The 14,835-nt window shown below is 66.5% G+C and carries 11 protein-coding genes; 7 read left to right on the top strand and 4 right to left on the bottom strand.

From position 1 onward, the window contains the following. Positions 1-34: 34 nt before the first annotated feature. On the top strand, positions 35-2,128 hold the full coding sequence (locus EXZ48_RS05705; RefSeq protein ID WP_130514768.1) for a S9 family peptidase: 2,094 nt from the start codon (positions 35-37) through the stop codon (positions 2,126-2,128). Between the two features lie 201 nt (positions 2,129-2,329). On the opposite strand, the gene EXZ48_RS05700 is transcribed toward EXZ48_RS05705, so the two are convergent. Then, entirely contained in the window at positions 2,330-4,405 is a 2,076-nt protein-coding gene (locus EXZ48_RS05700; protein ID WP_165909286.1) for a caspase family protein, read from the bottom strand. A 147-nt stretch (positions 4,406-4,552) separates the two neighbouring features. Then, positions 4,553-5,032, bottom strand: coding sequence for a hypothetical protein (locus tag EXZ48_RS05695; RefSeq protein ID WP_130514764.1), 480 nt, complete (start codon positions 5,030-5,032; stop codon positions 4,553-4,555). A 159-nt stretch (positions 5,033-5,191) separates the two neighbouring features. On the opposite strand from EXZ48_RS05695, the gene EXZ48_RS05690 reads away from it, so the two are divergent. The 6 genes from EXZ48_RS05690 (at position 5,192) to EXZ48_RS05665 (ending at position 13,035) form a co-directional block, all read left to right on the top strand. Further along, positions 5,192-6,703 (top strand): YdiU family protein, encoded by a 1,512-nt coding sequence (locus EXZ48_RS05690; protein WP_130514762.1) that lies wholly within the window; start codon positions 5,192-5,194, stop codon positions 6,701-6,703. 372 nt (positions 6,704-7,075) lie between these two features. After that, positions 7,076-9,409, top strand: a complete 2,334-nt coding sequence (locus tag EXZ48_RS05685; RefSeq protein ID WP_130514761.1) for a glucose/quinate/shikimate family membrane-bound PQQ-dependent dehydrogenase — start codon at positions 7,076-7,078, stop codon at positions 9,407-9,409. Between the two features lie 96 nt (positions 9,410-9,505). Further along, a complete protein-coding gene (locus tag EXZ48_RS05680; RefSeq protein ID WP_130514760.1) occupies positions 9,506-11,182 on the top strand; it encodes an ABC transporter ATP-binding protein in 1,677 nt (558 codons plus the stop codon). A 69-nt stretch (positions 11,183-11,251) separates the two neighbouring features. Next, entirely contained in the window at positions 11,252-11,701 is a 450-nt protein-coding gene (locus EXZ48_RS05675) for a hypothetical protein (protein WP_130514758.1), read from the top strand. 223 nt (positions 11,702-11,924) lie between these two features. After that, positions 11,925-12,425, top strand: coding sequence for a GNAT family N-acetyltransferase (locus tag EXZ48_RS05670; protein ID WP_130514756.1), 501 nt, complete (start codon positions 11,925-11,927; stop codon positions 12,423-12,425). A 25-nt stretch (positions 12,426-12,450) separates the two neighbouring features. After that, the gene (locus EXZ48_RS05665; RefSeq protein ID WP_130514754.1) at positions 12,451-13,035 is read left to right on the top strand and encodes a DJ-1/PfpI family protein; all 585 of its coding nucleotides are present in this window, start codon (positions 12,451-12,453) and stop codon (positions 13,033-13,035) included. A gap of 194 nt (positions 13,036-13,229) precedes the next feature. Here the strand turns inward: EXZ48_RS05665 and EXZ48_RS05660 are convergent, their stop codons facing one another. Beyond that, a complete protein-coding gene (locus EXZ48_RS05660) occupies positions 13,230-14,138 on the bottom strand; it encodes a c-type cytochrome (protein WP_130514752.1) in 909 nt (302 codons plus the stop codon). 160 nt (positions 14,139-14,298) lie between these two features. Then, positions 14,299-14,745 carry a cytochrome c gene (locus EXZ48_RS05655; protein ID WP_023516104.1) on the bottom strand — a complete coding sequence of 149 codons (447 nt, stop codon included), beginning with the start codon at positions 14,743-14,745 and terminating at the stop codon, positions 14,299-14,301. Positions 14,746-14,835 lie beyond the last annotated feature (90 nt).

Genomic DNA, 14,835 nt, shown 5'->3' with positions numbered 1-14,835 from the left:
CTGATCCCGCCTACCGATTTGCCGGAGTGAAATCTTGCCCGTCTTCAAAAATCTGCCCGCCGCCCCCGTCGCCGCCAAGAAGCCGGTCGCCGATACCCGCCACGGCATCACCCGCACCGACTACTACGCCTGGTTCCGCGACGAGAACTGGCAGGCGATGTTCAAGGATCCCTCGATTCTCCAGCCGGAGATCCGCACGCATCTGGAGGCGGAGAACGCCTATATGACGGCTGCGATGGCCGACACCGAGGCGCTGCAGAAGACCCTGTTTGCCGAGATGCGCGGCCGTATCAAGGAGGACGACAGCTCGGTGCCCGTCAAGGACGGTCCCTTCGCCTATGGCACGGCCTATGTCACCGGCGGCGAGCAGCCGCGCTACTTCCGCGAACCGCGCGACGGCGGCGAACGCACCATCCTGCTCGACGGTGACAAGGAGGCGGCAGGCAAGCAGTACTTCCGCCTTGCCGGCATCGGCCATTCCACCGACCACTCGCTCGGCATCTGGGGCTATGACGACAAGGGCTCGGAATACTTCACGCTGAAGGTGCGCGACCTTGCGACCGGCGAGGACCGCGGCGACGACCTCGTCAATACCGGCGGCGACGGCGTCTGGGCGCCGGATGCGAAGAGCTTCTTCTACACCGCGCTCGACGAGAACCACCGTCCGTCGAAAATCTTCCACCACATCCTCGGGGAGCGGCAGGAAAACGACCGCCTCGTCTATGAGGAGAAGGATGCCGGCTTCTTCATGTCGGTCGGCGGCTCGCTGATCGACGACTTCATCTATATCGACATCCACGACCACGAGACGAGCGAATACCGCCTGCTCTCCACTAAGGACCTACTTGCGACCCCGGTCCTCGTCGCTCCGCGCCAAGTGGGCCTTGAATATTCGATGACGGAAGGCGGCGACGTCTTCTACATCCTTACCAATGCCGACGGCGCCAAGGACTTCAAGATCTGCCAAACGCCGGTGACGGCGCCGGGCCGCGAGAACTGGACGGAGGTCGTGCCGCATCGCCCGGGCACGCTGATCCTCAACCACATGGCCTTTGCCCGCCACCTCGTCTGGCTGGAGCGCCATGAAGGCCTGCCGCGCATCGTCGTGCGCGATCGGGAAAGCGGCGAGGAACACGCCATCGCCTTCGCGGAAGAAGCCTATTCGCTCGGCCTTTCGGGCGCGGCGGAATACGACACCGACGTCATCCGCTTCTCCTATTCCTCGATGACGACGCCCTCGCAGCTCTTCGACTACAACATGGCGACGCGCGAGCGCACGCTTCTGAAGACGCAGGAAGTGCCCTCCGGCCACACGATCGACGACTATGTCACCCGCCGCGTCTTCGCCCCCGCCTGGGATGGCGAGACGGTGCCGGTCACCCTGCTCTACCGCAAGGACACGCCCCTCGACGGTTCCGCACCCTGCCTGCTCTACGGCTACGGCGCCTACGGCATCACCATCCCGGCGTCCTTCAACACCAATTGCCTGTCGCTGGTCGACCGTGGCTTCGTCTATGCCATCGCCCATATCCGCGGCGGCAAGGACAAGGGTTTCGCCTGGTACGAAAACGGCAAGATGGACAAGAAGACCAACACCTTCAAGGACTTCGTCGCCGCAGCCGACTATCTGAATCAGGAGAAGTTCACGTCCTACGCGAACATCGTCGCCGAGGGCGGCTCGGCCGGCGGCATGCTGATGGGCGCGATCGCCAACATGGCGCCGGAAAAGTTCGGCGGCATCATCGCCGCCGTGCCCTTCGTCGACGTGCTCAACACCATGCTGGACGACACCTTGCCGCTCACCCCGCCGGAATGGCCCGAATGGGGCAACCCGATCGAGAGCAAGGACTTCTACCAGTTGATGGCCAGCTACTCGCCCTACGACAACGTGGAGGCCAAGGCCTACCCCGCCATCCTCGCGCTCTCCGGCCTCACCGACCCGCGCGTCACCTATTGGGAGCCGACCAAATGGGTCGCCCGGCTGCGCGAAAGGACCACCGGCGACGAACCGATCCTCCTCAAGACCAATATGGGCGCCGGCCACGGCGGCGCCTCGGGCCGCTTCCAGCGCCTGGAGGAAATCGCCTTCGAATATGCCTTCGCGATCAAGGTGGCGGGGAAGATGTGACGGCGACCCGCAGGCGGAGGTTTAGCCCCTCATCCCGCTGCCGCGACCTTCTCCCCGCAGGCGGGGAGAAGGAAGCAAGCCGTGAGGCTTTCCTGCATTCGACCATCTCCTCCTGGTGGGAAACCAGTGCAGCAAATCCCTTCTCCCCGCTTGTGGGGATAAGGGGCCGGCAGGCGGATGAGAGGCAGCCACTGCGGCGCCCTACCGGAACGCCGCCACACATGCCTTGAGGTCGTCCAGCATCGCGCTCGAGCCTTTCAGGCTCGTCCGCACGTCGCCGATACGGATGGTGTTCCCCCGCTTCAGTGCGTCGATCACCCCGCCGTCGCGACCGAGGTCGTAGGCGATCTCCTGGCCACCATAGGCCTTGCCCTTGACGTCGTAGCCTGCACCGTCGTCGATCCAGTATGTCGCGTCGTTCGTGTAGTCGTCGCGGTAGTCGTAGGCCGTGTCCTGGAAGCCGAAGGTGACATGGCCGTCGTCGTACCAGCGGAAGGCGGCGTGGCCGCCGCCCTCGCCGCTGCGGGTGGCGCGGCAGTTCAGGAAGCGGCGGTCGCCGGAGAAATCCGCGGCGATCTCCCAACCGCCGACCGTGCGCGCGGCGCGGTAGGGATCGGCGTCCTTGCCGTAGCCGTAGCCGTCGCCGTGGCCGGCGGCAGCGGTTTCGCCATAGGCATCCGTCTTCGTCTCGTGACTGGCCTCCGCAGCATAGCCGTCCGTCTTCGTGTCGTGGCCGGCCGTGTCGCTTGACGCGTGCTGCTCATCCGGGAAATCGCGCAGCGCGGCGCGGTACTTGTCGTAGAGCCCGAGGCGGCGCACGTCGACGAAGTCGAACTCGTAGTCCTCCAGCGCGCGCACGCTGTTGTCGCGGAAACGCACGAGGCCGCGCACGCGCAGGCACCCGTCGCCGCATTCCACCTCGTCGACATATTCGCGGGCATTGTCATCAGGCGTCTTGAGGGCGACGCCGAGGCTGTGGCGGCGCTCCTCGTTGATCGCGCGGAACATCAGGGACTGCGCGTAACCACGGCGGTCCTCGTCGAAATAGTCGTAGATCGCGCGCTCCTCGCTGGGGCTGAGATCGTCCCGGCTCGCGACATAGATGCGCCGCTCGGGAATGCTGGCCGCGGTGATGACGTTGCGCAGCCGCTCATGCGAATAGACCGTGGTGAAGTAGGAGAGATAATCGCAGCCTTCCGGCGGATACCAGAAGCGGACGTCGATCAGCACCAGCTGGCCGTCCTTGTAGACATCGGAAAGACGACGATCCTGCGCATAGTCGCCGAAAGTGATGCGCCCGCAGGGATCGCTCCGGTCGTTGGATACCGTGAGATAGGGCATCTCGTCGCTCACCTCGCGGTCGGCGGAAAAGCGGCGGGCGAGAAGGTCGATCTTGCGCTTGGCCACAGAAGCGAAGATGCCCTCGGGATAGCGGCCGAGATAGCGGTCATAGGCCTCGCGGTTGTCGGCGAGCGAGGCGAATTCGTAGAAGGCGATCTCGGCCTCGTCGACCTTGTCGTCCTTCGGGCTCAGGGCGAACTTTCCGTAGTCGGCATCGCTCTGCCAGGTCTCCTGCTTGCCCTTGCTGCGCTCCTTGACGATCTCGCCGGTCTTGCGGAAGGCATCCTCCAGCACGATGCCGGGAATGCTGATCGCATCGACGAAGGCCGAAGCGAAGGCGCTGATCGGTGTTCCCTCGTAGTCATAGGCGGTGCCGGGCGCGGCGGCATAGGCATAGTGCACGCCCGCGGCGTCCTTCGGCTCGGCGAGCCCTTCCGGGATGTCGCGCAGCGTCAGGAACGGGTTTTCGTGTGCGGCGTCGAACAGCACGACCTTCAGGCCCTTGCCGAGCCCGCGCAGCGTCTTCGTGATTTCCGAGACGGGCAGCGAACGGTTGCGCAGGCCCGTGACGGTGCGGCCGGAGGCATCGACCGGCAGCAGGAAATTGTCGCCGTCGATTTGCACAGCATAGCCGGAAAAATAGACGAAGAGCACCGGGTCCTCAGCCTTCTCCGCCAGCCGCGTGAAGTTGTTGAGCGCCGAAAGCATGCCGAGATGGTCGGCATCGGTGACGCGCGTCACGTCGAACTCCACCCGCTCCAGCGCCTCGCCGACGAGGTCGATGTCGTTCAGCGGATTTTCCAGCGGCTCGGCATCCTCGTATTCGGCATTGCCGATGAGGAGCGCGTAGCGTTCGGCGGCAAAGGCCGCAGGCGCGACGAGAAGAACAAGACAGGCGGCAAGCGCCGCGACCCACCGATGGACATTCCGCTGCACGATACCCTCCCCGAGGCATGATCGCGGTCCGCCGGCACGCCGGCAACCGGACATTCGCTCACCCAATGCATGCTTGAAAAGGGGACGGACGGCGCCGCCCGCTTATTCAGAAGGTCATGAAATTCCACACGGCGGCACGGCGCGGCGTCAGGAGCCGGTGCAGGCGGCCGCCAGCTTGTCGATCGCCGCCTTCGAGCCCGTCAGCGGAAGGGCGAGCGGCTTGAAAGCCGTTTCGGGATAGGCGACGGTGAGCGCCTTGCCCGCCTTCAGCCGATCGACCAGCGGGCCCGCGAGCGGGACCTCGCTGACCATCGCGCCGTCCATCGCCTCGTAATGCGCCGGCCGGTCGAACGCTTCGCCGTCGACGGAAAGACGCAGCAGGCTGGAAAAATCCCCGCCGTCGCCCGGCGGAAAATCCAGCGCCGCAGCGGGAAGGAACCGCAGGTTCAACTGACCTTCCGGGCCGCATTTCAGGAAGAGGTTGCTTTCCGTCGTCCCGGCGCCGACACAGACCGAGGCCAGCATGACAGGCCCTTCCTCCTCCTCGGAGACGGCGGCGCTCCAGGCGCCGCAGGTTTGCGCGAAGGCGATGGACGGGAACAGCAAAAAGACCGCGAGCGCACGCATCTGGCAGGACCCCGACATGTTGAACCGGCATGGCTTGTCACCGAACGCTAGCACCGCGCCTGAGGGACGGCAAGCGAGCCTCCTTGCACCGGCCCTTTCATTCCGGCCGCGCATCGCTACCTATAGGCAAACGAGACGAGAACGCCGCAAGAGGACGCCATGAGCAACGCCACCAACCCGCAGCGCAGCGACGTCGGCCGCCCCGTCGCCTTCGACAACAGCTATGCGCGCCTGCCGGACCTCTTCTTCGCGCCGGTCGATCCGAGCCCGGTGGAAGCGCCGCGGCTGATCGCGTTCAACCGCACGCTTGCCGGGGAACTCGGCCTTGATGCGGATGCGCTGGAGCGGCACGGCGCAGGCTATTTTTCCGGCAACGTGCCGCTGCCCGGCTCGCTGCCGCTTGCCATGGCCTATGCCGGCCACCAGTTCGGCCAGTTCGTGCCGCAGCTCGGCGACGGACGGGCGATCCTCCTCGGCGAGGTGATCGACCGCGACGGCCGTCGGCGCGACATCCAGTTGAAGGGCGCCGGCCAGACGCCCTATTCGCGCCGCGGCGACGGGCGGGCGGCGCTCGGACCGGTGCTGCGCGAATATATCGTCAGCGAGGCCATGCATGCGCTCGGCATACCGACGACGCGGGCGCTGGCGGCGGTCGCCACCGGCCAGCCGGTCTATCGCGACCGGGTGCTGCCCGGCGCGGTCTTCACCCGCGTCGCCGCAAGCCATATCCGCGTCGGCACCTTCCAGTTCTTCGCCGCCCGCGGCGACACGGAGAATGTGCGCGTGCTCGCCGACCATGTCATCGACAGGCACTATCCGGCGCTGAAGGGCGCGGAAAACCCCTATCTCGCGCTGCTCGACGCCGTCGCCGACCGGCAGGCGTCGCTGATCGCGAAATGGCTCGGCGTCGGCTTCATCCACGGCGTGATGAACACCGACAACATGACGGTATCGGGCGAGACGATCGATTTCGGTCCCTGCGCCTTCATGGATCACTACGATCCGCGCACCGTCTATTCCTCCATCGACCGAAACGGGCGCTATGCCTTCGGCAACCAGCCCGCCATCGGCCAGTGGAACATCGCCCGGCTTGCCGAGGCGCTGCTTGCCCTTCTCGACGACGACCAGGACAAGGCGGTGGCGATGGCGAACGCAGCCGTTGCCCGCTTCATGGATCGCTTCCAGGATCACTGGAAGGTGGTGATCCGGGCGAAGATCGGCCTTGGCGCCGAGGAAGACGACGACGACCAGGGCCTGATCCGCGACCTCATGGTCACGCTCTACGAGCAGAAGGCGGATTATACGCTCGCCTTCCGGCGCCTTGCCGACGCGGCCGAAAGCGAGGCAGCGGACGCAGCCCTGGAAGACCTTCTCGAAACGCCCGGCACGCTTGCGCCCTGGCTTGCCCTCTGGCGCGCGCGGCTGGCGCGGGAGGCCGGGACCCCGCAGGCGCGCGCTGCGGCGATGCGCAACGCCAACCCCGCCTTCATCCCGCGCAACCACAAGGTCGAGGAGGCGCTGGCGGCGGCGGTCGACCACGGCGACTTCTCGCTGTTTTCGGCGCTGAACGACGTGCTGGCGCGGCCCTACGAGGACCAGCCCGCCTTCGCCGCCTACGCCCTGCCGCCCAAGCCCGGCGAGGAGATCACCGCAACCTTCTGCGGGACGTGACCGAAATGGGGTTGAAGGCCGCCCCTTCCTTGTAGGCGCCCATCACCCGGGGCGCTTGCCCCTCATCCGGCCTGCCGGCCACCTTCTCCCCGCAAGCGGGGCGAAGGGATATGCCGCGCCGTTTTCCCCAAGCAACACCCGTTCGTGGGGCACGTCCCCTCTCCCCGCTTGCAGGCAGAGGGTTAGGGTGAAGAGCAAGTTCCCCGTGTGATGGTTTCGCCCGCAAAACATGAGTCTAAAAGTATAATTTTCTCCTCTCCCCTTCTCCGGGATTGAAGCGCCACGATTCCGCCCTAATTTCTCCCGTGTCCCTCCTTGAGCCGGACGTCTTGTCGGCCTTCTCCCCGGCCGGCAGCACCAACGGAGATCCCCATGTTGCTCACACTGACCGCCGCCCTCTTCGCCATCATCGGATTGGTGCTGACGGGCGGAGGCGGGTGGCTGCTGTCGCTCGGCGGCAGCCCCTATTATCTCGTCACCGGCCTTGCCTTCCTCGTCACCGCCGTGCTTCTGCTGCGCCGCTCCGGCGCGGCGCTCTGGCTCTACGCCCTCGTCATCCTCGGTTCGCTCGGCTGGGCGATCTGGGAAGTCGGTTTCGACTGGTGGCAGCTCGGCCCGCGCGGCGGCGTCATCGTGCTGCTCGGCCTATGGCTGATGCTGCCGGCCATCCGCCGCCCGCTCGGTTTTGCCAGCCCCACCGGCACGCCCTACCCGGCCTCGGCCCTGCCGCTCGCCGTTGCCGTGCTCGTCTCCGTCGGCGTTGCCGGCTTTGCGATGACGCAGGACCCGCACGACGTGGCCGGCAGCCTGCCGACCGACGTCGTCAACGCCACGCCCGCCCTCGGCGGCAATGTGCCATCCGGTGAATGGCACCAGTATGGCCGCACGCAATACGGCCAGCGCTATTCGCCGCTCGACCAGATCAACACGGAAAATGTCGGCACGCTGAAAGTCGCCTGGCAGTACCAGACCGGCGACGTGAAGCTGCCCGACGATGTCGGCGAGACCACCTATCAGGTGACACCGCTGAAGATCGGCGACACGCTCTACATGTGCACGCCGCACAACTGGGCAATCGCGCTCGATGCGGCCTCGGGCAAGGAGAAATGGAAATACGATTCCAACTCCGGCATGAACCCGGACCGCCAGCACCAGACCTGCCGCGGCGTGACGTATTATGCCGATCCGGCCGTGGCCGCCGGCACGACCTGCGCCACGCGCGTCTACCTGCCGACCTCGGACGCCCGGCTGATCGCGCTCGACGCGGCGACGGGCGACGTCTGCACGAGCTTCGCCGAAAACGGCGTGCTGCAGCTCGAACAGGGCATGCCCTACAATCCCGCCGGCTACTACTATTCCACCTCGCCGCCCGTCATCACCGACGGCAAGATCATCATCGGCGGCGCGGTGAACGACAACTACTCCACCCAGTCGCAGTCGGGCGTCATCCGCGCCTTCGACGTCAACACCGGCGCGCTCGTCTGGAACTGGGATTCCGGCAATCCGGACGTCACGACGCCGCTGCCCGAGGGCCAGGTCTATACGGTCAACTCGCCGAATTCCTGGTCTGTCTTCAGCTATGACGACGCCCTCGGCCTCGTCTATATCCCGCTCGGCAACCGCGTGCCCGACCAGCTCGGCATGGGCCGCAGCGAGCATGTCGAGAAATACGCCTCCTCCATCGTCGCGCTCGACATCAAGACGGGCGCGGTGCGCTGGGTGCGCCAGACGGTCCACCACGACCTCTGGGACATGGACGTGCCGGCCCAGCCGGCGCTGATCGACATCACCAGGGACGGCGCCACCATCCCCGCCCTCGTGGGCCCCACCAAGCAGGGCGACATCTACGTGCTCGACCGGCGCACCGGCGAGCCGATCATCGAGGTCAAGGAAGTGCCGGCACCGACCGGCGCCATCCCCGAGGACTTCACCGCGCCGACCCAGCCGGTCTCCGGCCTCACCTTCATGCCGCCGCCGCTCAGGGAAAGGGACATGTGGGGCATCAGCATGTTCGACCAGCTCGCCTGCCGCATCGACTTCCTGTCGATGAAGTACGAAGGCCGCTACACACCGCCTTCGCTGGAAGGCACGATCGTCTATCCCGGCAATTTCGGCACGTTCAACTGGGGCTCCGTGGCGGTCGATCCGGAGCGGCAGGTGATGTTCGGCATGCCGACCTACCTCGCCTTCACCTCCCGCCTCGTGCCGCGTGACCAGATCCCGCCGAAGGGCCAGGGCGAGAAAGGGTCCGAACAGGGCCTCAACCGCAACGAGGGCGCGCCCTACGGCGTCTTCATGGGCCCGTTCCTCGGCCCGCTCGGCATTCCCTGCCAGGCGCCGCCATGGGGCTATGTCGCCGGAGCGAACCTTGTCACCGGCGAGATCGCCTGGAAGCACAAGAACGGCACGGTCATGGACATGACGCCGCTGCCGCTGCCCTTCAAGGTCGGCGTGCCCGGCATCGGCGGTCCGATGATCACCAAGGGCGGCGTTGCCTTCCTCGGAGCCGCAGTGGACGACTACCTGCGCGCCTACGACCTGACGAGCGGCCGCCAGCTCTGGGAGGCCCGGCTTCCCGCGGGCGGACAGGCCACGCCGATGACCTACACGGCCGGCGACAGGCAATATGTGCTGATCGTCGCCGGCGGACACGGCTCCGTCGGCACCAAGCCCGGCGACTACGTCATCGCCTATACGCTGCCGTAACGAAGACGTGATCCGCCATCCGGCCGGCGCGCGGTTGCCACCGCGCGCCGGCCTTTTCACTATGCCGCCCTCCTCCTCTCCTCCCGGAGATTCGCCATGCAAGACGACTGGCGGCTCATTGCCGCGCCGGTGAAGATCATCCTTGCCAACTACTGGCGCTCCTCGCGTGGCCTGCTGGCGCTCGTCGCGATCATCGTCTTCCTTTCGGCGATCGCCTCCATCGCCGCGCCCTACCTCTTCTCGCGCCTCATCGACGCCATGGCCGCCGACCGGATGGCGGAGATGCTGGCGGCCGGTCTTGTCGTCTATGCGTTGCTCATCGGCATCGCGGCAGCCCTCCAGCACATGGTGCAGTATCTCTCCTACATGAGCGCGGAGAACCTCAGCTTCATCGCCAGCACCAGCCTGTTCGAGCGGCTGCTGAAGAAACAGGCCGCCTTCTTCACCGAGCACAACCCGGCCGAGATCGAAAGCGCCGGCCAGCGCGGCCAGGGCGCGATGATGACGCTGGTGCAGCTCGCGCTCATCGTCTTCATTCCCGGCATCACCCAGATCACGCTGGCGCTCGTCATGCTCGGGGCGACGATCAATCTCGAGGTCGTCTTGATCGTCGTCGCCTATGGCGGCGTCTTCATCACGCTGACGGCCATCGCCAACCATCGCACACGGCAATATCTCGACGCGGCGATCGAAGCCGGGCAGGAGAACGCCAAGTTCATCGGCAATGCCATGACGGCCATGGAGACGCTGCGCCATTTCGGCAGCCATGGCTGGATGCAGGCGCGTTTTGCCGGAAAGGCCGGAGAGGAGCGCGACAACTGGACGGCCTTCTGCCGCCGACGCATCGGCTATTCGTCGCTGATGGGCGCCGGGCTCGCTTTGCAGTTCGTCATCACCTTCCTGCTCCTCCTGCCGCGCTACCGGGCGGGCGATCTCAGCGTCGGCGACATCGTGCTGTTCAACACGCTGCTGCTGCAGCTCAACCAGCCCTTCGAGATGATCGGCCACGCGCTCGACGACGTGGTGCGCGCCCGCGCCTCGCTGCTGCCGCTCGCCCGCATCTGGGCCGCGCCCGAGGAGCCGGATACGGGCACGTCGGGCGGTTTTACGCCTGACGACGGGCGCCTCGCCTTCGAAAATGTCTCCTATGCCCACGAGAACGGCCGCGGCGTCGAGAGGATCGGCTTTGCCGCGACGCGCGGGCGCATCACCTATCTCGTCGGCGAAACCGGCTCCGGCAAATCGACCCTGCTGCGCCTCGCGCTGAAATCCATCCGCCCGCAGGCGGGCCGCATCACCGTCGACGGCATCGACCTCGATGGCGTTTCCCAGCGCGACTGGTATGCCGCCGTCGGCATCGTGCCGCAGGAGGCGGTGCTGCTCAACGACACGCTCGCCGTCAACATCGTGCTCGGCCGCGTCCTCGACCCGCAGCGGCTGCGGCGCGCGGCGGAAAAGGCGGCGATCCTAGCCTTCATCGAAGGCCTGCCGGAGGGATTCGAGACCATGGTCGGCGAGCGCGGCATGAAGCTTTCCGGCGGAGAACGGCAGCGCATCGCCATCGCCCGCGCGCTCTATGCCGACCCGCAGTTCCTCTTCCTCGACGAGGCGAGCTCGGCACTGGACGAGGCGACGGAAGCGGGCATCATGCAGCATATCCGCGGGCTTGCGGGCGACGTGACCATCCTTGCCGTCACCCATCGCAAGAGCGTCATCGCCCCGCAGGACCATGTCGTGCGGCTCGGTTCGGGCCGCATCGAGAGCGACGTGTAAAGGGCGGCAAGGTTCGCAAAAGCTGCAACCTGTAATGGTTCCCGCAATCAAGGTTCCGGGAGCCCTTCCATGAAGATCGACGGCAGCATGCTTTCCGCCTACACCTACGGCAAGCCGCGCGCGACGAGCGGGGAAAGCCTTTACGACGGCACGGGCGGCGGCGGCTCGGGGCGCAACGTCCCGACCGTCAGCCCTACGGCCCCGATCCCCTCCGGTCTTGCCAACGCGCTGTGGCTGACCCAGGCCAAGCTCGACAAGGTCGAGGACGAGAGCGCCAGCCTGATGTCCGAGTTCCTGGAGCTTTCCAAAATGACGCCGGCCGAGCGGCTGCGCAAGGAAATGCTGGAGGCCCGCGGCCTGACCGAGGAGAGCCTGGCGCAGCTTCCCGAGGAAGAGCGATCGGCGATCGAGGAAGACATCCGCCGCGCCATCAAGCAGCAGCTCGGCATCGACGACACCCAGCAGGCAGGCACGGCGGAAGGGCAATCCGTCGCCGGCACGGAGGAAGCGGGGGTCTGACCGCCTCCGCTTTCATCCCGCTTTTTGCAGGTGTCGACGAAAGCCGATTGACAAACGGCGCGATTTCGAGAATATCGCGTCCATGATCAAGAGCACGCACATCGCCGCGACGTATTTTTGGCTGTTCCGATAAGGAGCGGCTGTTCGATCATGTCAACAAGCCGCCATCAGGCGGCTTTGTTGTTTCTGGGCACCTGATGGCACAAAACCCTAGGAGCCCGAAATGCAGAATACCGTCATCAAACTCGACCCCGCCGCCCTCGATCGCCCACCGATGCTGACCATCCGCGCCGCGCGCCCGGGCGACCTGCAGCAGATTCTCGACATGATCGCCCTGCATGCCGAATGCCACGGCGACACGGCGAAGGTCTCGGCCGTCGACCTCGACCGCGATCTCTTCGGCGCCCATCCCTGGATCACCGCGCTCGTCGCCGAAGCCGGCGGCCGCCTGATCGGGTACGCCCTGCTCGTGCCGATGTACCGCGCGCTCGAAGGCCAGCGCGGCATGGAGCTGCACCAGATCTTCGTGCGCAAGGACCATCGCGGCCACGGCATCGGCCGCCACCTCGTCTCGCGCGCCCGCGAACACGCCCGCATCGCCGGCTGCGGCTACCTTTCGGTGAGCGCGGCGACCGGCAATTTCGGTGCGCACCGCTTCTACGAGCAGATGGATTTCCGCGCCGGCCCGGTGACCGGTATGCGTTACGTTCAGTCTCTGGGCTGATCGATTCGAAGAGGAGGACACCGACATGGCGAAGAGACTGGCGATCGTGCTGACCGAGGGATATGCCGACTGGGAATGCGGGCTGCTGATGGCGACGGCGCGCGGCGACTGCGGCGCCGAGACCGTCATCCTGACGCCCGGCGGCGCGGACGTGACCTCCCTCGGCGGCGTCTCCATAAAATCCGCCGGCAGGGCGGAGGATGCCGCGCCCGCCGATTTCGACGTGCTCGTGCTGTGCGGCGGCACGATCTGGCAATCCGGCGAGGCGCCCGACCTTTCGGCTCCGGTCGCGCGCTTCGTTTCGGCCGGAAAACCGGTCGCCGGCATCTGCGATGCGACCCTGGCGCTTGGCCGCCTCGGCCTGCTCGACGACCGGGCGCACACCGGCAACTATCGCGGCCAGCTGCCGGACGTCGTGCCGGCCTATCGCGGCGCGGCGCTCTACCGCGACCAGCCGCAGGCCGTCCGCGACCGCGCCGTCATCACCGCCTCGGGCGCGGCCCCGGTCTCCTTCGCGCGCGAAATTCTCGGCGCCATCGGCCTCGGGTCCACCGAGCTGTTCGACTATCTGGCAATGTATGGTGACGAGCATCGCAAGGCGCCGGCGTGATGGCATGATCGCCCTCCTTTGCCGTGCCGGTTACCCTCCACTTTGGGCGCGGAGGCGTTACTGCCCCGCTCCTCGGTCATGCTCGGCCGTGAGCCAAGCATCCACGCGCCGGGCGAGCCCTGAATCCTCGGCTCAAGGCCGAGGATGACCACAGTCAAATGGGCTGACGCTGCCGAGCCGGAAACCGCCCCGCCTCAATGCGCCGGTATCGCCTTCAGATAGGCCGCGATCGCCTCGCGGTCTTCCTTGGGCAGCAGCGCCATGTTCTTCTGCACCGACACCATGGCGCCGCCGACGCTGTCGAATTCCGGGGTGAATCCCGTTTCGAGATAGCTGACGATGTCGCCCGCGCTCCAGCTGCCGAAGCCGCCCTCGGCCGGCGTGATGTTGGGCACCCGCCCCTCGCCTTCCGGGTTCGGCCCGCCGGCCAGCCACAGGCCCGTCTCAAGCCCGCCGATGACATCGCGCGGCGTATGGCATTCGCCGCAATGGCCCGGCCCTTCCACGAGGTACTGGCCGCGCCTGACGGTCTCGTCGGCATTCGCCAGCGCCACCCGCGGCGCCTCGTTGAGATAGAGGAATTTCCAGCCGCCGAGCGCAAGGCGTATGTTGAAGGGGAACGGCAGGTCGTGGCCGGGCGCGACATTGCCGCTCTTCGGCAGGGTCTTCAGGTAGCCGTAGAGATCGGCGATGTCCTTGACGGTCATGCGCGCATAGGAGGCATAGGGGAAGGACGGGTAGAGATGCTCGCCGTCGCGGCCGGTGCCTCGCTTCATGGCGTCGCCGAACTCCGCCAGCGTCCAGGCACCGATGCCGGCGGTCTCGTCGGGTGAAATGTTCGGCGCGTGGAAGGTGCCGAACGGGCTCTTCAGCGCAAGGCCGCCCGCCAGGACCAGCTTCTGGTCATCCGCCGCGCCCGGCGCGGCATGACAGCTCGCACAGCCGCCCGCATGGAAGATGCGCTCGCCATTCGCAAGATCCGGCGCGCCCGCCCCAGCCCAGGCCTCCGCCGGCAGCCGCTCCGGCGCGGTGAGAAACAGGAAGGCGCCGGCGCCGATCGCACCGAGCACGACGATCCCGCCGAGAAGTTTCTTGAGTGCCATGAAAATCCCCTATCGTCCCCCGTCACCGCAGCATCCGGAACGCCCGTTTTCACACAACCCGGTGCCGATTGGATCTCGCCGCGGGGAATGTTCAGCAACGCCGCCCCGGCACTCTGCCGGGGTGGTCGCTGTTCGTTTCAGGTGGAATGGCCTACCGCGATCACTTCTTGATGCGGTAGACCTCATGACAGCCCGCACAGTTGGGGCCGATCGTGCCCAGCGCGGCACCGACGGCCGCCTGATCCGCCGGTATGCCGGCAGCAAGGATCGCATCGGCATCGGCGGCAAGCTTGGCGGACTTCGCCTTGAAGTCGTCCATCGCTTCGAAGATCTTGGGGCTCGCTTCGGTTTCGTTGCCCGCCTCGGAACCGGCCGGGAACTGGTCCGGGAAGGCCTTGGCCACTTCGCTCATGGTGGTCAGCGACGCCTTGACGACCTCCGCATCGTAGGGCTTCTCGCCCTTGCCGATGCCGGCCAGCGCGCCCATGGCCCCGCCGACCTTCTTCATCATCTCCTGACGGACGACCTGCGGCTCATCCGCCGCCACGACGGCCCCCGCGCCGATGACCGCAAGCGCGGCCGCGGCTGCCAAAGTCCTGAACTTCATCGGGTTCTCCCGGTTGCTGGCGGGCGGTTTCCTCCGCGCCGCCGGTTTACGATGCGTGGGCATCTTTGCATTTTAGGAAGTCGAGGAAAG

It is taken from the genome of Shinella sp. JR1-6 (assembly GCF_004284735.1).
Taxonomy (GTDB): domain Bacteria; phylum Pseudomonadota; class Alphaproteobacteria; order Rhizobiales; family Rhizobiaceae; genus Shinella.
The sequence above is the reverse complement of the archived record's forward strand: the minus strand, read 5'-3'. Positions and strand labels throughout refer to the sequence as shown.

What these genes read in the sequence shown, in the direction of transcription:
- EXZ48_RS05695 (WP_130514764.1), bottom strand. Translation starts at nt 5,032, where the DNA reads ATGCGTGCGCTCGCGGTCTTTTTGCTGTTCCCGTCCATCGCCTTCGCG.
- EXZ48_RS05690 (WP_130514762.1), top strand. Translation starts at nt 5,192, where the DNA reads ATGAGCAACGCCACCAACCCGCAGCGCAGCGACGTCGGCCGCCCCGTC.
- EXZ48_RS05685 (WP_130514761.1), top strand. Translation starts at nt 7,076, where the DNA reads ATGTTGCTCACACTGACCGCCGCCCTCTTCGCCATCATCGGATTGGTG.
- EXZ48_RS05680 (WP_130514760.1), top strand. Translation starts at nt 9,506, where the DNA reads ATGCAAGACGACTGGCGGCTCATTGCCGCGCCGGTGAAGATCATCCTT.
- EXZ48_RS05675 (WP_130514758.1), top strand. Translation starts at nt 11,252, where the DNA reads ATGAAGATCGACGGCAGCATGCTTTCCGCCTACACCTACGGCAAGCCG.
- EXZ48_RS05670 (WP_130514756.1), top strand. Translation starts at nt 11,925, where the DNA reads ATGCAGAATACCGTCATCAAACTCGACCCCGCCGCCCTCGATCGCCCA.
- EXZ48_RS05665 (WP_130514754.1), top strand. Translation starts at nt 12,451, where the DNA reads ATGGCGAAGAGACTGGCGATCGTGCTGACCGAGGGATATGCCGACTGG.
- EXZ48_RS05660 (WP_130514752.1), bottom strand. Translation starts at nt 14,138, where the DNA reads ATGGCACTCAAGAAACTTCTCGGCGGGATCGTCGTGCTCGGTGCGATC.
- EXZ48_RS05655 (WP_023516104.1), bottom strand. Translation starts at nt 14,745, where the DNA reads ATGAAGTTCAGGACTTTGGCAGCCGCGGCCGCGCTTGCGGTCATCGGC.